Annotated in this window: 14 protein-coding genes and 1 pseudogene; 7 read left to right on the forward strand and 8 right to left on the reverse strand. The window is 62.2% G+C overall.

Features of this window, described 5'->3' with window-relative positions:
* Window positions 1–9 precede the first annotated feature (9 nt).
* Window positions 10–640: pseudogene (locus ACOZKU_RS16165) on the forward strand (glutathione S-transferase family protein).
* Window positions 641–646: 6 nt separating this feature from the next.
* Here the strand turns inward: ACOZKU_RS16165 and ACOZKU_RS16170 are convergent.
* Window positions 647–1,318, reverse strand: coding sequence for a DsbA family oxidoreductase (locus tag ACOZKU_RS16170; RefSeq protein ID WP_421579714.1), 672 nt, complete (start codon window positions 1,316–1,318; stop codon window positions 647–649).
* A 155-nt stretch (window positions 1,319–1,473) separates the two neighbouring features.
* Window positions 1,474–3,276 (reverse strand): extracellular solute-binding protein, encoded by a 1,803-nt coding sequence (locus tag ACOZKU_RS16175; protein ID WP_421579781.1) that lies wholly within the window; start codon window positions 3,274–3,276, stop codon window positions 1,474–1,476.
* A gap of 280 nt (window positions 3,277–3,556) precedes the next feature.
* On the opposite strand from ACOZKU_RS16175, the gene ACOZKU_RS16180 reads away from it, so the two are divergent.
* Window positions 3,557–4,180 carry an invasion associated locus B family protein gene (locus ACOZKU_RS16180; RefSeq protein ID WP_313530373.1) on the forward strand — a complete coding sequence of 208 codons (624 nt, stop codon included), beginning with the start codon at window positions 3,557–3,559 and terminating at the stop codon, window positions 4,178–4,180.
* Window positions 4,181–4,255: 75 nt separating this feature from the next.
* Here ACOZKU_RS16180 and hspQ read toward each other — a convergent pair whose 3' ends face one another.
* On the reverse strand, window positions 4,256–4,588 hold the full coding sequence (gene hspQ, locus ACOZKU_RS16185) for a heat shock protein HspQ (protein ID WP_117371124.1): 333 nt from the start codon (window positions 4,586–4,588) through the stop codon (window positions 4,256–4,258).
* A gap of 155 nt (window positions 4,589–4,743) precedes the next feature.
* On the opposite strand from hspQ, the gene ACOZKU_RS16190 reads away from it, so the two are divergent.
* Window positions 4,744–5,775, forward strand: a complete 1,032-nt coding sequence (locus tag ACOZKU_RS16190) for a hypothetical protein (RefSeq protein ID WP_421579715.1) — start codon at window positions 4,744–4,746, stop codon at window positions 5,773–5,775.
* 38 nt (window positions 5,776–5,813) lie between these two features.
* Window positions 5,814–6,848 (forward strand): TAXI family TRAP transporter solute-binding subunit, encoded by a 1,035-nt coding sequence (locus ACOZKU_RS16195; protein WP_421579716.1) that lies wholly within the window; start codon window positions 5,814–5,816, stop codon window positions 6,846–6,848.
* Between the two features lie 102 nt (window positions 6,849–6,950).
* On the opposite strand, the gene glnA is transcribed toward ACOZKU_RS16195, so the two are convergent.
* The gene (gene glnA, locus ACOZKU_RS16200; protein ID WP_244758879.1) at window positions 6,951–8,360 is read right to left on the reverse strand and encodes a type I glutamate--ammonia ligase; all 1,410 of its coding nucleotides are present in this window, start codon (window positions 8,358–8,360) and stop codon (window positions 6,951–6,953) included.
* A 59-nt stretch (window positions 8,361–8,419) separates the two neighbouring features.
* Window positions 8,420–8,758, reverse strand: a complete 339-nt coding sequence (locus ACOZKU_RS16205; protein ID WP_003515720.1) for a P-II family nitrogen regulator — start codon at window positions 8,756–8,758, stop codon at window positions 8,420–8,422.
* A gap of 362 nt (window positions 8,759–9,120) precedes the next feature.
* On the opposite strand from ACOZKU_RS16205, the gene ACOZKU_RS16210 reads away from it, so the two are divergent.
* A complete protein-coding gene (locus ACOZKU_RS16210; RefSeq protein WP_421579717.1) occupies window positions 9,121–10,608 on the forward strand; it encodes an NAD(P)H-hydrate dehydratase in 1,488 nt (495 codons plus the stop codon).
* Between the two features lie 161 nt (window positions 10,609–10,769).
* On the opposite strand, the gene ACOZKU_RS16215 is transcribed toward ACOZKU_RS16210, so the two are convergent.
* The 3 genes from ACOZKU_RS16215 to uvrA are packed head-to-tail and all read right to left on the reverse strand — an operon-like array spanning window position 10,770 to window position 15,150.
* Entirely contained in the window at window positions 10,770–11,573 is an 804-nt protein-coding gene (locus tag ACOZKU_RS16215) for a DUF72 domain-containing protein (RefSeq protein ID WP_421579718.1), read from the reverse strand.
* A 31-nt stretch (window positions 11,574–11,604) separates the two neighbouring features.
* Window positions 11,605–12,228 (reverse strand): glutathione S-transferase family protein, encoded by a 624-nt coding sequence (locus ACOZKU_RS16220; RefSeq protein ID WP_421579719.1) that lies wholly within the window; start codon window positions 12,226–12,228, stop codon window positions 11,605–11,607.
* Between the two features lie 3 nt (window positions 12,229–12,231).
* Window positions 12,232–15,150: an excinuclease ABC subunit UvrA gene (gene uvrA, locus ACOZKU_RS16225; RefSeq protein WP_421579720.1), complete on the reverse strand. Its 2,919-nt coding sequence runs from the start codon at window positions 15,148–15,150 to the stop codon at window positions 12,232–12,234.
* A gap of 292 nt (window positions 15,151–15,442) precedes the next feature.
* Here uvrA and ACOZKU_RS16230 point away from each other — a divergent pair, with 292 nt between their 5' ends.
* Both ACOZKU_RS16230 and ACOZKU_RS16235 read left to right on the forward strand, forming a co-directional pair.
* Window positions 15,443–15,973 (forward strand): single-stranded DNA-binding protein, encoded by a 531-nt coding sequence (locus ACOZKU_RS16230; RefSeq protein WP_421579721.1) that lies wholly within the window; start codon window positions 15,443–15,445, stop codon window positions 15,971–15,973.
* An 82-nt stretch (window positions 15,974–16,055) separates the two neighbouring features.
* Window positions 16,056–16,457, forward strand: coding sequence for a cupin domain-containing protein (locus ACOZKU_RS16235; RefSeq protein WP_421579722.1), 402 nt, complete (start codon window positions 16,056–16,058; stop codon window positions 16,455–16,457).
* Window positions 16,458–16,487 lie beyond the last annotated feature (30 nt).

Consider the following 16,487-nt stretch of genomic DNA (forward strand, 5'->3'; position numbering starts at 1 on the left):
GAAATCAGGATGCGTTCATCCGTCATCATTTATGGTGCAGCCTATAGCGTCTATGTGCGATCGTGCGAATGGCCCTCCATGAGAAGGGCATAGCGTACGATCTTGTGCCGGTAGATGTGTTTGCGGAGGGCGGCGTGCCGAGCGACATCTCGCCCGCCACCCGTTTGGCCGCATCCCCGCGTTCGAACACGATGGATTTTCGCTCTATGAGACCAGTGCCATAACGCGTTATGTCGATGAAGCCTTCCCCGGACCGGCGCTTCAGCCTGTCGGGCTGCATGAACGCGCACGGATGAACCAGATCATCGCAATGCTCGACAACTACGCTTACCTGCCGATGGTCTGGGACGTTTATGTCCAGCGCGTCGAGCCGCCGGAAGGCAAGGCGCCAGAAGAGGCTCGCATCGCTGCCGGCCTCCACAAGGTGCGTGCCTTCTTCTTGGCGCTTTCGGATTTGTTCGGCGGGCAGGAATGGCTAGCCGGTTCCCGACCCTCGCTGGCCGATTTTCATGCCGCGCCGATGTTCGACCTATTCGAAAAGGCCCCGGAAGGGGCAGCACTCATAGCCGCATTCCCGCAAATCGAAGCCTGGTTGGGACGAATGAAAGCCCGCCCCTCCTATCATGCCGCAGTGACGTAGGGCCACTCAGTTCTGACCGACGCGTTCCTGGGCTTTCTTTGCCGCGATTTCGCGGAAGGCATTGGTCAGCACGTCGACAGACTGGGCGCCCATCACGGCGTATTTGTTGTCGATGATGAAGCAGGGCACGCCGGTGACACCCATGTCGCGCGCCATGCCGATCTCTTCCTTGACCGAATCGACATCCGCACCAGCGGAAAAGAGTGCCGTGACCACGGCGCGATCCATGCCGGCGGCTTCCGCCACGTCGAGCAGCACGGCGCGGTCGCCGACATTGCGGCCCTCTTCGAAATAGGCCTTGAACAGGGCGACGGCGACGCGGCTCTGCACCTCGGGACCTTCGATCATCGCCCAGCGTAACAGGCGGTGTGCGTCGAGCGTATTGGGGCTGATCTTCACGGCCGGGAAATCGAAGGCGATGCCATCCTGCTTGCCGAGACCGTCCAGCATGTCGTGTGCGCGGTCCACGGCATCCTTACCGCCGAGCTTTTCCGCGAGGTGCTTCTTGTGATCCACACCTTCCGGCGGCATGTCGGGGTTCAGCTGATAGGGGCGGAACGTCACCGAGACGGCCAGGTCGTCCTTCACGTTCTCGATTGCCTGTTCCAGCCGTTTCTTGCCGAGGTAGCACCAAGGGCAGACGACATCGGAGACGACGTCGATCGTAATGGCTTCCATCCGGGTATCCTTTCGAGAGGCCGGGAATGTCCGGCTTTGGCGCGGTCCTGTGCGGGCCTCGTGCCGTCACTTCAAACTTACCGCCGAGATAGGCCCACCGGCTACAGCTTTCAACAGGTTACCTCAAGGTAACCGCAATTCTGGGGATATCCCCTTTACTGCGCGTTCTCGTCCCACCATGCGGGAAGCTGGAAACCCCAGAGCGGCGTCATCTCTGGCCGCCCGATATGTTTGTTGCGGGCGATCCATTGTTCACCCAGATGATAGAGTGGGACGATGTAATTGCCCGAAAGCAGCATCCTGTCCTGCAGGCGCACGGCCGAGCGGAAATCCTCCGCGGTCCGGGCGGCGAGAATGGCGGCCATGACGCGGTCGAGATCGGGATCGGCGACGCCGGCGAAATTCTCGCTGCCCTGACGGTCGCGCGCATCCGTGCCCCAGCGCCGGACCTGTTCCAGGCCGGGCGACAGTGAGGACAGGAAGGCCTTCATGATGACATCGTAGTCGAAGGTCTGGCTGCGGCTCTGATACTGCGAATCATCGACCGTCCGGAGGCTCACACGAACGCCGAGTGCTGCGAGAAAGCGCTGGTAGGCCAGCGCCAGCTTCTCCTGGTCGGCATTCTGCGTCATGATCTCGAAGGCGAGCGGCTTGCCGGAGGCGTCGACCATGCGACCGTCCTTGATCGCATATCCGGCCTTCTCGAAATGGTCCATCGCCTGACGCAGAACCTTGCGGTCGCGGCCGGAACCGTCGGTCACCGGGAAACGGAAAGTGCCATCGGCCACGGCGGGATCGATCCGGCTTATCGCCGTGCCGATGATCTCACGCTCCCGCGCATCGATGGGCGCATTCAGCGCGGAGAGTTCGGAATTCTGCCAGAAACTCTCCGTGCGGGTATAGGCGTTTTCGAACAGCGTGCGATTGACCCATTGGAAATCGAAGGCGAGCGAGAGCGCCTCGCGCAGTTCCGCATTCTGGAAGACTGGCCGGCGGGTGTTGAAGACGAAGCCGAACATCACGGGCGGTAGTTTCGACTTCACCGCGTCCTTGATGACCGTGCCCGACTGGACCGCGGGGAAATCGTAGTTGCGCGTCCATTTCGTCGGATTGCCTTCCTGATAGACGTCGATGACGCCTTTCTTGAAAGCCTCGAACAACGAATTGTCCTGCAGGAAATATTCGACGGAGATTTCGTCGTAATTGTCGAAGCCGACCTTGGAGGGAATGTCCTTGCCCCAGTAGTTCGGATCGCGCTCATAGACGATCCGTTCGCCGGGCTTCACCGCCTTGACCTTGTAGGGGCCGGAGCCGAGCGGCAAGGCGAGTGACGACCGGTCGAAGGTTTCCGGATCGATCGCGTGCTTGGGCAGGATCGGCGAGAAGGCGATGAGGAGAGGGGCCTCGCGGTCGCTTTTGTCGTTGAAGGTGAAGCGGACGCTGTGCTCGCCGGTTTTCTCGAGTCTCTCGACGACGTTCAGGCGGGTGCTGAACGGTGCGCGACCCTTGTCGCGCAGCAGCTCGAAGGAAAAGATCACGTCTTCGGGCGTCACCGGCTGCCCGTCCGCCCAGTGCGCCTTCGGGTTCAGGTGGAATTCGATGAAGCTGCGGTCGTCGTCCCACTCCACGCTCTCGGCGAGCAGGCCATACATGCTGAAGGCCTCGTCGCGCGAGCGCACCATCAGTGATTCGTAGACGAGATTGCCGAATTCCGGGTCCCACATGCCGCGCGCGGTGGTGCGCATGCTTTTCAGGATGAAAGGGTTGAGGCTGTCGAAGGTACCGACGACGCCATAGGCGATACGCCCGCCCTTCTTCACATCCGGATTGACGTAGGAGAAGTGCTTGTAGTCCGCCGGCAGCGCCGGTTCGCCATGCATCGCGATCCCGTGCAGGGGGGCGGCCTGGCCCAGTGAAACGGGCAGGCCGAACATGCAGGCCGCGAGGGCCGTCAGGATGGGGCGCAAAGGGGCTCTCCTCGTCGATTCCGTGTGATTCCTGTGTTTATACTGCGCGCGAAAGACACAATAGTGCGGCGGGCGCGGGAAATCGGTCCTATAGGCGAATTTCGCAAGGAAAGGCTGGATATCCGGCGCGGCCCATTGTAACAGGTGTCGCCGAAGCGGGTCATGCAAATGCCTCAATTCGCCGACAGGAGAGCGCACGACTGACCCACGCCAGAGGGGCTTGGAGGAGCGTCGTTGCTCCGGCACCGGATTTTCAGGAGACCGAACTCGTATGATCTTCACATCGAACCTCATCAAGCGGACCGTGCTTTCCGCTTTCGCCGCGTCGGTTGCCCTGGCGGCGGCTCCCTCCGTATCCCTGGCTCAGCAGGCCGCACCGCCGAAGGGCTGGTTTAAGGTCTGCACCAAGCAGGAAGACAACGACGTCTGCATCGTGCAGAACCTGCTGACCGCAAGCAGCGGCCAGCTGATCACGGCTGTCGGCCTCATCACCGTCACCGGCAAGACCAACCGCAAGATCATGCAGGTCTCGGTTCCGAGCGCACGCCTCATCCCGCCGGGCATCCAGATGCAGATCGACGGCGGCAAGGGCCTGAAGCTCGACTACGCCATCTGCATGCCCGACAAGTGCGTTGCTGAAGTGCTGCTCACCGACCAGATGATCGCGAGCCTCAAGAAAGGCGGCGAGCTGGTCCTGACCTCGATCAACTTCCAGCGCGCCCCGAACCCGATCAAGATGTCGCTCGAAGGCTTCACCGGCGTGTTCGACGGCGAGCCGATCGAACAATCGAAGCTTGAAGAGCGTCAGCGCCTGCTGCAGGACGAAATGCAGAAGAAGGCCGAGGAAGCCCGCAAGAAGCTCGAAGACGCCCAAAAGGCTGCCAAGAGCCAGTAAGCGTCTCGCTTATTCCAGATATGGAAAACCCGGCCAATGGCCGGGTTTTTTGTTGCTGAAATCTGGATGAACCTGTCAGTGGAAAACGCCGGTCTCTTCCTTCCAGCGGTAATGTCCCTGGTCCACGTCCATCAGCGCGCGGACCTGCGGGTGACGGATGGGCTGGCCGCTGTCGTCGGGCACGAGGTTCTGCTCCGAGACATAGGCGACATATTCGCTGTCGGCATTCTCGGCGAACAGGTGATAGAAGGGCTGATCCTTCGAGGGCCGGATTTCGGCCGGAATGGCGTTCCACCATTCCTCCGTATTGGCGAATTCCGGGTCGACGTCAAAGATCACGCCACGGAAGGGAAAGACCCGGTGGCGGACGATGTCGCCGATGGCAAATTTTGCGTTACGCATCTTCATGGCGTACCTACCTTTCCCCTTATATTTGGGTAATTGCGCCGAAACATCAATAGTTCCACCGCTGTCACACGTCTTTCATGGAACGGGTGTGGCGCTTGCGCCTCCAGCGGTTTCAGCGTACCTCGAAGAACAGCATTTCGGGCGGATCAGGCAGCATGAACAATCAGTGGGGCAGGAGCGGCAACGGACAGACCTCGGGTGGCGGCGGCATCGGCGGCATCCTGTTCGCCGTCGTCGTCAGCCTGGCGCTCGGGGGGGCCGGTGGCTACGGCGCCTTCCGCATGATGGGCGGCGCCGCCCCGGCTGGTGAGATTGAAACGCGCGACCAGCGCATCGCCGACCTCGCCAGGGAACTCGATGCCCGCGTGGCCCAGGTCGAGGAAAACAGCCAGAAAGCACAGGCGCTGACCGAGGAGAACGGCACGCTCAAGCGCCAGCTCGATTCTCTGAAAAACACGACGAGCGCTTCCGATGGTGCCCTTGCCGTTGCCGAAAACTCCCGATTGACCCGTGATGTGGTTCCAAAACTCGAAAACGACCTCGAACTGGCCGGCCAGCGCATCGCCGATGCCGAAGCGCTGAAGAAGCGCGCCGAGGAGGCCGTGCTCGACCGCGAGCGCCGGCTTTCGCTGCAGGCGGACCAGATCGCGCGGCTGGAGAAGGCGCTCGATGAGGCCCGCGACACCCGGAACACGACGCAAAGCGCCGAGACAGAGCGCCTCGAGGCGGAGGCCGATACGCTGCGCCGCGAACTCGAGGAAGCGCAGAACGCGGAAGAACAGCTGCGCGCGAAGGATATCCCGATCTTGCAGGAAAGCATCGCCAGCAAGGAACGGGAGATCGCCACGCTGAACGCGCGCAATCAGGCTCTTACCGAGCGGATCGAAGCGCTGGAAGCCGCAGCGGCCGCCACGAAGCCGGGTGGTCAGAAGGACGGCGGCACCAAGCCGGCGCTCGACAACGCAAAACCCGCAACAGACGGCCGCAGCCCGCGCAATGCGGCCCTGGTGGCCTCGGCGGTTCGGCTCATGCCGGGCCTTGACCGGCTTTCCAGCGACCAGCGCGACCAACTCGAGCGCACGCTTGTCTCCGGCGAATGCGTTACAACTGCGCTCGGCGGTGTCTTCAAACACATACCGGCACTGGCGATGCGCAACCTGATGCGCGATCTCGACAGCGGCTGTTAATCACACCGGCGCTTGCCGGTTCTGGGAAGGAGATTTCGATGAAGCGATCTGTTCTGGCGGCCGCGCTCGGCCTTGCGCTTTTTGTCGGCGGCGCATCCGCGCAGAGTTTCGAGCGCAACATCATGACCGGCGGCCCGCAGGGCACCTATATCAAGATCGGCCGCGACATCGCAGCGCTCGGCGCCGAATGCGGCCTGAATCTCAACGTGGTGGAAAGCGCCGGCTCGCTGGAAAACTTCGTCGGCGTGCGCAACCGCCGCAACACGCAATTCGGCATCGTGCAGAGCGACGTGCTGGAATATCTGAAGACCTTCGAGGCGAACGACCCGGAGGTGCAGAAGGCGGTCAAGGGTGTGCGCATCATGTTCCCGCTCTACAACGAGGAAATCCACGTGCTGGCGCGCAAGGACATTGCCGGCATGAAGGACCTTGCCGGCAAGAAGATCGCGGTCGGCAAGAAGGATTCAGGCACGTTCCTGACCGCGACGCTCATCATGGACATCCTGCGGGTGAAGGCCGGCGAGCGGCTCGACATCAACCCGGACGAGGCGTTGCCGAAATTGCTCTCCGGCGAGATCGACGCCTTTTTCTATGTCGCTGGCGCGCCCGCATCGCTCTTCACAAGTACCACGATCGACAAGACGAAATTCCATCTCCTGCCGATCACCGAAGCGCCGCTGCTCGCGACCTACACGCCGTCGCGCATCGAGGCCGGCACCTATTCCTTCCAGGACCAGCCGGTCGATCTGATCGCTGTGAAGGCGGTGATGATGACCTACGATTACGACATCAAGCGCAATGCCTATCACCGCGACAGCTGCAAGACGGTCGCCGACTTTTCCAACCTCATCATTAGCGGCCTCGACAAGCTGAAGACGACGGGCCATCCGAAATGGAAGACCGTCGATCTCACCGCGCTGCCGCCCGGTTGGCAGGTCGGCGTCTGCGTGAAGGCCGGCATGGCGATGGACTACAAGCCAAGCTGCAAGCCGGCCGCCGGCGCCGCGTCCGGCGGGGCGGACGATTCCAACGAGGAGTATCTGGATCTCCTGAAGAAGCGGCTCCAGCAGTAACGCCGGCAACATTTCGAAGACCAACAAAAAACCCGGCCAATGGCCGGGTTTTTCGTCTTTATGGGAAACCTCCCGCCGCAAGGCGGGAGGAAAGCCGGCCGATCAGGCCGAATAGTACATGTCGAATTCGACCGGGTGCGGCGTCATTTCGAAACGCATGACTTCGACCATCTTCAGCTCGATGTAGCTGTCGATCTGGTCGTCATCGAACACGCCGCCGGCCGTCAGGTACTTGCGGTCCTTGTCGAGGCTTTCCAGCGCTTCGCGCAGCGAGCCGCAGACCGTCGGGATCTTCTTCAGTTCCTTCGGCGGCAGGTCGTACAGGTCCTTGTCCATGGCCTTGCCGGGATGGATCTTGTTCTTGATGCCATCGAGGCCGGCCATCAGCATGGCGGCGAAGCCGAGGTACGGGTTGCCGAGCGGGTCGGGGAAGCGGATTTCGACGCGCTTGGACTTCGGACCAGTGCCGAACGGAATGCGGCAGGAGGCCGAGCGGTTGCGCGCCGAGTAAGCCAGCAGAACCGGTGCTTCATAGCCCGGAACGAGACGCTTGTAGGAGTTCGTCGTCGGGTTGGTGAACGCGTTGATCGACTTGGCATGCTTGATGATGCCGCCGATGAAGTAGAGGCAGCTTTCAGACAGGCCGGCATATTCGTCACCGGCGAACTGGGGCTTTGAATCCTTCCAGATCGACAGGTGAACGTGCATGCCCGAGCCGTTGTCGCCGAAGATCGGCTTCGGCATGAAGGTTGCCGTCTTGCCATAGGCATTGGCGACCTGGTGCACGACGTATTTGTAGATCTGCACCTTGTCGGCGCTGCGAACGAGCGTGTCGAACTTCACGCCGAGCTCGTGCTGGGCGGCGGCCACTTCATGGTGCTGTTTTTCGACGGTGACGCCCATCTCGGTCAGGACCGTGAGCATTTCCGAGCGCATGTCCTGGCACGAATCGACCGGCGGAACCGGGAAATAGCCGCCCTTGACGCGCGGACGGTGGCCGAGGTTGCCGGTCTCGTAGTCGGTGTCGTCGTTGGACGGCAGTTCCGACGAATCGAGCTTGAATCCGGTGTTGTACGGGTCGGCCTTGTACTTGACGTCGTCGAAGACGAAGAATTCCGGTTCCGGGCCGGCATAGACGGTGTCACCAATGCCCGAGGCCTTGAGGTAGGCTTCGGCCTTCTTGGCCGTGCCGCGCGGGTCGCGGTTATAGGCTTCGCCCGAGACCGGATCGAGAATGTCGCACATGATGACGAGGGTCGATTGCGCGAAGAACGGGTCGACGTGAACCGTTGCCGGGTCGGGCATCAGCACCATGTCGGACTCGTTGATGGCCTTCCAGCCGCCGATCGAGGAGCCGTCGAACATGACGCCGTCGGCGAACATGTCTTCATCGACGCAGCCGACGTCCATCGTGACGTGGTGCAGCTTGCCGCGCGGGTCGGTGAAGCGCAGGTCGACGAACTTGACGTCATTTTCCTTGATTTGCTTGAGGATTTCGTTGGCAGTCGTCATGTGTATGGTCCCTGTGTGAAATGACGAGTGGATGGCCTCGGCCGGGCGGCCGGGCGGGATCAGATGGCGTCGACGCCGGTCTCGCCGGTGCGGATGCGGATGACTTCCTCGACGTTGGAGACAAAGATCTTGCCATCGCCGATACGGCCGGTCTGGGCCGCGTTGCGGATCGCCTCGATGACGGCCTCCGCGTTTTCGTCCGCCAGAACGACTTCGACCTTCACCTTGGGCAGAAAGTCGACAACATATTCGGCACCACGGTAGAGTTCCGTGTGCCCCTTCTGGCGTCCAAAGCCCTTCGCCTCGGTGACGGTGATACCCTGCAGGCCGACTTCCTGCAGCGCTTCCTTCACCTCATCGAGCTTGAAGGGCTTGATGATCGCTTCGATCTTTTTCATGAGAAAATGTCTCTCCGCTTCTCCCGTTCGCGCGCGGTTGTGCCCGCTGCGAACTCCAAATGCACGTAGCATGCCAACTTGAAGCAGAATGCATGCCAGATCGGACGAATTTCATGGCTCTGCTGATCCCGCTCGTCATCACATGCAGATGATGCGGCTTTCCGACTAAAAGGGCTAGTGCCATCTGCCTAAAAATTGTCACTTTCCATGCCGGCCTCTGGCTGCCTGCACCAGCGATGCGGAAGTGGCGCGCAAAGCTGCAAAATTGAGCATAGAGACTATGCAGATGCCGAAAAAATAAGCTTCTACATGCATTTTCAGCCGGACTTGTCTCGCCTGGTGCTTTGCGGGCATGGTGCAGCATGCGCCAGGAAATCGAAACGCTGTTCGTCACGCCCGAGGATATGGGCCAAATAGACCGTGCCGCCGCCGCATCGGGACTTTCGAGCTATGGCTTGATGGAGCGGGCGGGGCAGGCGGTCGCTGCGGCAGCGCTGCGACGGTTTCCCGGAGCGCTGCGCTTTGCCGTGCTCTGCGGACCGGGCAACAATGGCGGCGACGGCTATGTCGCCGCGCGGGCGCTCGCGGAGGCGGGCGCCGTGGTTGCCGTTCACGCGCTCGGTGATCCCGCAGCCCTCAAGGGCGACGCCGCGATCGCCTTGAGCGCATTTCAGGGACGCATTGCCGCGCTTTCCGATTATGCGCCACGCGCTGGCGATGTCGTCGTCGATGCCCTGTTCGGCGCCGGCCTGTCGCGCGATGTGCCGGAGGGCGTGGTCGATGTCATTGCAGCCGTGGAAAAGGCGGCCGTGCCCGTGCTCGCGGTCGATCTTCCCTCGGGTGTCGATGGGCGCACCGGGGCGGTGAGCGGCAAGGCTTTCGCGGCGGAGGCGACCGTCACCTTCACGTGCCGCAAGCCTGGCCACCTTCTCTTGCCCGGCAAAGACCTTTCAGGGGCTTTGGACGTTTTCGATATCGGCATTCCCGCGCGCCTCCTTGCCCATCACGGCCGGCATATGCGGGTGAACACGCCTGCCATCTGGCGTCTCGCCTTGCCGGCCGAGAACGGCGCGACCCATAAATATGTCCGCGGCCATCTCGCCGTCTTTTCCGGGCCCGCCAGCGCAACGGGGGCGGCAAGACTGTCGGCCACGGCTGCTCTTCGCGCCGGGGCCGGCCTCGTCACCATCCTGTCGCCGCAGGACGCCGTGCCGGCCAATGCGGCGCACCTGACGGCCGTCATGCTGAAGGTCGTCGATGACGAAACGGATCTCGCAGGCCTGCTCGAAGATACGCGCCTGAAAACCTTCGTGCTCGGCCCGGGCTTTGGTGATGCAGGCAGGGCGAGGCGTTACGTTCGCCGGATTGCCGAACACGGAGGCCGGCTTGTTCTGGATGCGGACGGCATAACCGCTTTCCGCGAAGATCCCGCGGCGCTGTTCTCCCTTTTCGCCGCGGGCAACCCACGCCTTGTCCTCACGCCGCACGATGGCGAATTCGCCCGACTGTTTCCGGACCTCGCGCAGGACGCAACGCTCTCCAAGATCGACCGCGCCTGCAAGGCAGCGGCCCGCAGCAACGCCGTCGTCATTCTCAAGGGCGGTGACAGCGTCATCGCTGCCCCGGATGGGCGCGCGCTCGTCAACGACAATGCGCCGCCATGGCTGGCGACGGCCGGCTCCGGGGACGTGCTGGCCGGCATCGTCGGCGCCCACCTTGCGCAGGGCATGGCGGTCTTCGAGGCTGCCGCGAGCGCTGTCTGGCGCCACGGCGCGGCGGGCCAGCGGGCAGGCGAGGGGTTGACGGCGGAAAATCTGCTAGCAGCCATTCCCGCCTGGCTGGATATATGAATATGGCTTGGTGCTGTCGAGAGGACGCGAACTCACGTCTTAATGGATGCGTGTCGATAAGCAGGCCCAAATGCTCTGGGCTCGCCAAGCGCCTCTCTAGTGTTCGCAAACATCAATGAGCCAATGTCCAGCACCGCCATTTTCCGCCCAAATCGGATTTCTCAGTTCACGCGCTTCTGCAGCTCCCGCGCGCCGTTCGGCGCATTCACCTTGCCCGAGGTGATGAAGAAGGCGAAGACGTCGCGTGCCGTCTTGGCCGGCTTCGTGTCGGGGTCAATCTTCGGCAGATCCGATGGTTCGCCGCCGGCAGCCCAGTCCTTGAGCCGCCCGGCCCATTCGTCGAGTGCCTTCTCGGGATAGCAGGTCTTGATGTCGTCTGAACCCTTTTGCAGGCGCGCATAGACGAAATCGGCCGTGACATCGGCGATCTCAGGATAGTCTTCGTGTTGCGCATAGACGATGGCTGCGTTGTATTTTCGGGCCAAAGCGGCGAATTCCGGCGTCATGAACGTCTCGTTGCGCACTTCGAGCGCATGTTTCAGCGTCAGGCCGTCGAGTTTTCCCGGCAGCAGCTTCAAAAAGCCTTCGAAATCGTCAGGCTCGAACTTCTTCGTCGGCGGGAATTGCCAAAGGATCGGGCCGAGATGATCGCCGAGTTCGGTCAGGCCCTGTGTCAGGAATTTTTCGACGGATTCGCCGCCGTCGGCCAGAACCTTGCGGTTGGTCGTGTAGCGGCTCGCCTTCAGCGAGAAAATGAAGCCATCGGGCACTTCGGAGGCCCATTTGGCGAAGGTCTCCGGCTTCTGCGAGCCGTAATAGGTACCATTGACCTCAATGGCCGCGAGTTCGCGGCTGGCGAATTCCAGCTGGCGCTTCTTTGTGAGTTTTTCCGGATAGAACGTGCCTTCCCACGGATCGAAGGTCCAGCCGCCGATGCCGGTTCTGATGGTGCCGGATGTGCTCATATCAGTTCTCCTCGACAGACAGGCGCGCCTCTCAAGCGGGCGCGATGAAGGGCTGCGAAATCTCGCGGAATACCGGCAGGACCTCCATGCCGGCGCAATGCGCCGTGAGCGCCGGATAGGCGGCGGGGTCGATCAGGCCGGGATGGGCTTCGCTCATATGCCGCCAGGCACAGGCGACGGCGATATCCGCGTGGGTGATGCGCCCGAACCAGGTGTCTCCCGGCCGCGCCGCACGCTCAGCATCGAGCGCCGCAAGCACAGTCGATATCTGCGAGCGGCAGCGCTCGACGAAATAGGCCGAGGGCGTTTCATGCAGGTAGCGTTCATAGAACAGGCTGACGCCCTTGTCGGCAAAGCCGGTCGCGAAGGTCATGACCTTCAGCGCCCGGCGCCGCTCCGGCTCGGCCTGCGGCAAGAGCCGCCGTTCTGCCGGCACGAGGCCGTCGAGATAGTCGAGGATGGAATTGCTGTCGGCCACCACGTCGCCATCGTCGAGCACCAGCGTCGGCACCCGCATCAGCGGGTTGACGGCCTGCACCTTCTCGCCCTCGCCGAACACCGACCAAGGGCGGTGCTCGAAGGGGAGATCGTAGAGCCGCATGGCAATCGCCACGCGGCGCACATAGGACGAATCGTACTGGCCGATCAGGATCATGGCCTATTCCGCCGCGATCTTCTTGATCGGGCGACGCTCCAGCAGTTCCTTCAGGAACTGGCCGGTATAGGAGCGCTCGACCTTCACCACATCCTCCGGCGTGCCCTCGGCGATCACTTCGCCACCGCCGTCGCCGCCCTCGGGGCCGAAGTCGATGATCCAGTCGGCGGTCTTGATGACCTCGAGATTGTGCTCGATGACGACCACCGAATTGCCCTGGTTGACCAGTTCGTGCAGCACTTCCAGGAGCTTGGCCACGTCGTGGAAATGCAGGCCGGTCGTCGGCTCGTCGAGGATATAGAGCGTGCGGCCGGTCGAGCGCTTCGACAACTCCTTGGCAAGCTTGACGCGCTGCGCTTCACCACCGGATAGGGTGTTCGCCTGCTGGCCGACCTTGATGTAACCGAGGCCGACCTGGTTCAGCGTCACCAGCTTGTCGCGCACGGCGGGCACGGCGGCGAAGAATTCCACGCCTTCCTCGACGGTCATGTCCAGCACATCGGCGATCGACTTGCCCTTAAAGGTGACGTCGAGCGTTTCGCGGTTGTAGCGCTTGCCGTGGCAGACGTCGCAGGTGACGTAGACGTCGGGCAGGAAGTGCATCTCGATCTTGATGACGCCGTCGCCCTGGCAGGCCTCGCAACGGCCGCCCTTGACGTTGAAGGAGAAGCGGCCCGGCTGGTAGCCGCGCGCCTTGGCTTCCGGCAGGCCGGCGAACCAGTCGCGGATCGGCGTGAAGGCGCCGGTATAAGTCGCCGGGTTGGAGCGCGGCGTACGGCCGATCGGCGACTGGTCGATATCGATGACCTTGTCGATATATTCGAAGCCGTCGATGCGCTCGTGCTCGGCGGGGATTTCGCGGGCCCCCATGATGCGGCGGGCGGCCGACTTGTAGAGCGTCTCGATCAGGAAGGTCGACTTGCCGCCGCCGGACACACCGGTGACCGCCGTGAAGACGCCGAGCGGAATGGAGGCCGTGACGTTCTTCAGGTTATTGGCCTTGGCGCCGACAACCTTGATTTCCTTCTTTTTCTTCGGCTTTCGGCGCTCGGAGGGCACCGCGACGGACAGTTCGCCAGACAGATATTTGCCCGTCAGCGAGGCCGGGTTGGCAATGACCTCGCCGGGCGTGCCCTGCGCGATGACCTCGCCGCCATGGATGCCGGCGGCGGGGCCGATATCGACGACATAGTCCGCCGTCAGGATCGCGTCCTCGTCATGCTCGACGACGATGACGGTGTTGCCGATGTCGCGCAGGTGGCGCAGCGTATCGAGGAGCCGCGCATTGTCGCGTTGGTGCAGGCCGATCGAAGGCTCGTCCAGCACGTAGAGAACGCCCGTCAGGCCTGAGCCGATCTGCGACGCCAGCCGGATGCGCTGGCTTTCCCCGCCCGACAGCGTGCCGGAATTGCGCGACAGCGAGAGATATTCGAGACCCACATCATTGAGGAAGCGCAGGCGCTCGCGGATCTCCTTGAGGATGCGCACCGCGATCTCGTTCTGCTTGGCATTGAGATGTTCCGGCAGCGCTTCGAACCAGTCGCGGGCGACGCGGATCGACATGGCGGTCGTCTCGCCGATATGCAGCTTGTTGATCTTGACCGCCAGGGCCTCGGGCTTCAGGCGATAACCGGCGCAGGCCGGGCAGGGCGCGGCCGACATGTAGCGCTCGATTTCCTCGCGCGACCAGGCCGAATCCGTTTCCTTCCAGCGGCGCTCGAGGTTCGGCACGATGCCCTCGAAGGTCTTCACTGTCTTGTAGGAACGCGCGCCGTCTTTGTAATTGAACTCGATTTTCTCGTCCGTGCCGTGCAGAATGGCGTTCTGCGCCTTTTCCGACAGTTCCGACCAGCGGTTGGACAGCTTGAAGCCGTAGGCTGCGCCAAGCGCTTCCAGCGTCTGGTTATAATAGGGCGAGGACGACTTGGCCCAGGGCGCGACCGCACCGTCGCGAAGCGTGCGCTCGGTTTCCGGCACGATGAGCTCGGGATCGATTTTCTGCTGACTGCCGAGGCCGTCACAGGTCGGGCAGGCGCCGAAGGGGTTGTTGAACGAGAACAACCGCGGCTCGATTTCCGGAATGGTGAAACCGGAGACCGGGCAGGCAAATTTTTCCGAGAATATGACGCGCTCATGCGTCTCGTTCAGCGACTTGTTGGCGGAGCCGCCGGCCGCAGTCTCCTCTACGGGAAGCGGTTTGTCGGTGAATTCGGCGATGGCGAGGCCATCGGCGAGTTTCAAACAGGTCTCGATACTGTCGGCGAGGCGGGAGGAGAGATCGGCGCGCACGACGACGCGGTCGACCACCACGTCGACGTCATGCTTGTACTTCTTGTCGAGCGCCGGCACGTCCGCGATCTCGTAGAACTGGCCGTCGACCTTGACGCGCTGAAAGCCCTTCTTCATCAGCTCGGCAAGTTCTTTCTTGTACTCGCCCTTTCGGCCGCGCACGATGGGCGCGAGGATATAGAGGCGCGTGCCTTCGCCGAAATCGATGACGCGGTCGACCATCTGGCTGACCGTCTGGCTCTCGATCGGCAGGCCCGTCGCCGGCGAATAGGGAACGCCGACGCGCGCAAAAAGCAGGCGCATGTAGTCGTAGATTTCGGTGACCGTGCCGACCGTCGAGCGCGGGTTCTTCGAGGTCGTCTTCTGCTCGATGGAAATGGCCGGCGACAGGCCGTCGATCTGATCGACATCCGGCTTCTGCATCATCTCGAGGAACTGGCGCGCATAGGCCGAAAGGCTCTCGACATAGCGACGCTGGCCCTCGGCATAGATCGTGTCGAAGGCGAGCGACGATTTGCCGGAGCCCGAAAGCCCGGTCATCACGATCAGCTTATTGCGGGGCAGGTCGAGATCGATGCCCTTGAGATTGTGTTCGCGTGCGCCGCGAATGGAAATAGTCTTGAGTTCGCTCATGGTGTCCAGCGTCAGAAGTCGTTGCGCATTCTTAAAAGGGGTAGACCCCTATGTAGGGATTGATCGGGGCCTGTCCATTGCGCGGTCAGAAGATTCCGTGCCCGTTTCCGATTCGGTTGACAAGAGTGTAGGGAATTATTAGAACAAAAAAAGAACGAAATTTCGCAATTGATCTGTGGATTATCTCTTTTGCGGGGCGGCGCGGCGGCGCGGCAGCCGATAAGATGCCGCATTCATGTAGTGAAATGATGTCGGGCGCCAGGAGCCCGGCGCGACAACGGGAAGTACGGGTATGGCTGGAAGCGTTAATAAGGTGATCTTGATCGGGAACGTGGGTGCGGACCCGGAAATCCGGCGCACGCAATCCGGTACGCCGATCGCCAATTTGCGCATCGCGACCTCGGAAACCTGGCGTGACCGCAACAGCGGCGAGCGCCGCGAGAAGACCGAATGGCACACCGTCGTCGTCTTCAACGAAGGCCTGTGCAAGGTCGTCGAGCAATATGTGAAGAAGGGTGCCAAGCTCTATATCGAAGGCGCGTTGCAGACCCGCAAGTGGCAGGACCAGAACGGCAACGACCGCTATTCGACGGAAATCGTGCTGCAGGGCTTCAACTCGACGCTGACCATGCTGGACGGACGCGGCGAAGGCGGCGGTGCGGGCCGGGGCGGCAACGATTTCGGCGGCGGCGCGCCGAGCTACGACGACTACGGTTCGCGTCCGTCGTCGGGTGGTGCCTCCGGCTCCAGCAGTGCCGGCGGCAACCGTTCGGGTGGCGGCGGTTCGCTGTCGCGCGATATGGATGACGACATTCCGTTCTGAGAACGGCACGAAAGGCCGGCCAAGCGCCGGCCTTTTTCTTTGGTGCAGCCGATAGTGGATGTTGCGCGGGAGGCGACGGGGGATGGAAAAGACCCAGATCGACGTGCTTTTCCTCCGGCCGGGCGAGGGGCGACCTTATCCGCTCGGGCGCATGAACGCGGTCTTCAAGGCCGATCACGGCGAGACGGGCAATGCCTATTGCGTCTCCGAATGGTGGTTGGAGCCGAAGTCATCGGGGCCGGGTGCGCATGCGCATGAAGGGAATGTCGAGTTGTTCTACGTGCTTTCGGGCGTGGCGAGCATTCTGGCCGGTGAGGACTGGCTGGAGGCGCCGACCGGCAGCTTCGTGCGCATCCCGGCAACCGTGATGCACGATTTCGAGAACCGGACGGACGAGCGCGTCGGCCTGCTCAACGTGTTTCTCCCCGGCGGTTTCGAGGAGAATATGCCGGCCATCGTTAAATGGTTTGCGGACAATCCCTGACGGACATGGATTGACACGATTTCACGCCTT

It is taken from the genome of Shinella sp. M31 (genome assembly GCF_049199205.1).
GTDB lineage: Bacteria > Pseudomonadota > Alphaproteobacteria > Rhizobiales > Rhizobiaceae > Shinella.

Bases quoted from the DNA above. Each gene is read 5' to 3' on its own strand.
- ACOZKU_RS16220 (WP_421579719.1), bottom strand. From the start codon at position 12,228: ATGATCCTGATCGGCCAGTACGATTCGTCCTATGTGCGCCGCGTGGCG.
- ACOZKU_RS16235 (WP_421579722.1), top strand. From the start codon at position 16,056: ATGGAAAAGACCCAGATCGACGTGCTTTTCCTCCGGCCGGGCGAGGGG.
- ACOZKU_RS16180 (WP_313530373.1), top strand. From the start codon at position 3,557: ATGATCTTCACATCGAACCTCATCAAGCGGACCGTGCTTTCCGCTTTC.
- glnA (WP_244758879.1), bottom strand. From the start codon at position 8,360: ATGACGACTGCCAACGAAATCCTCAAGCAAATCAAGGAAAATGACGTC.
- ACOZKU_RS16170 (WP_421579714.1), bottom strand. From the start codon at position 1,318: ATGGAAGCCATTACGATCGACGTCGTCTCCGATGTCGTCTGCCCTTGG.
- uvrA (WP_421579720.1), bottom strand. From the start codon at position 15,150: ATGAGCGAACTCAAGACTATTTCCATTCGCGGCGCACGCGAACACAAT.
- ACOZKU_RS16190 (WP_421579715.1), top strand. From the start codon at position 4,744: ATGAACAATCAGTGGGGCAGGAGCGGCAACGGACAGACCTCGGGTGGC.
- ACOZKU_RS16215 (WP_421579718.1), bottom strand. From the start codon at position 11,573: ATGAGCACATCCGGCACCATCAGAACCGGCATCGGCGGCTGGACCTTC.
- ACOZKU_RS16230 (WP_421579721.1), top strand. From the start codon at position 15,443: ATGGCTGGAAGCGTTAATAAGGTGATCTTGATCGGGAACGTGGGTGCG.
- ACOZKU_RS16195 (WP_421579716.1), top strand. From the start codon at position 5,814: ATGAAGCGATCTGTTCTGGCGGCCGCGCTCGGCCTTGCGCTTTTTGTC.
- ACOZKU_RS16205 (WP_003515720.1), bottom strand. From the start codon at position 8,758: ATGAAAAAGATCGAAGCGATCATCAAGCCCTTCAAGCTCGATGAGGTG.
- hspQ (WP_117371124.1), bottom strand. From the start codon at position 4,588: ATGAAGATGCGTAACGCAAAATTTGCCATCGGCGACATCGTCCGCCAC.
- ACOZKU_RS16210 (WP_421579717.1), top strand. From the start codon at position 9,121: ATGCGCCAGGAAATCGAAACGCTGTTCGTCACGCCCGAGGATATGGGC.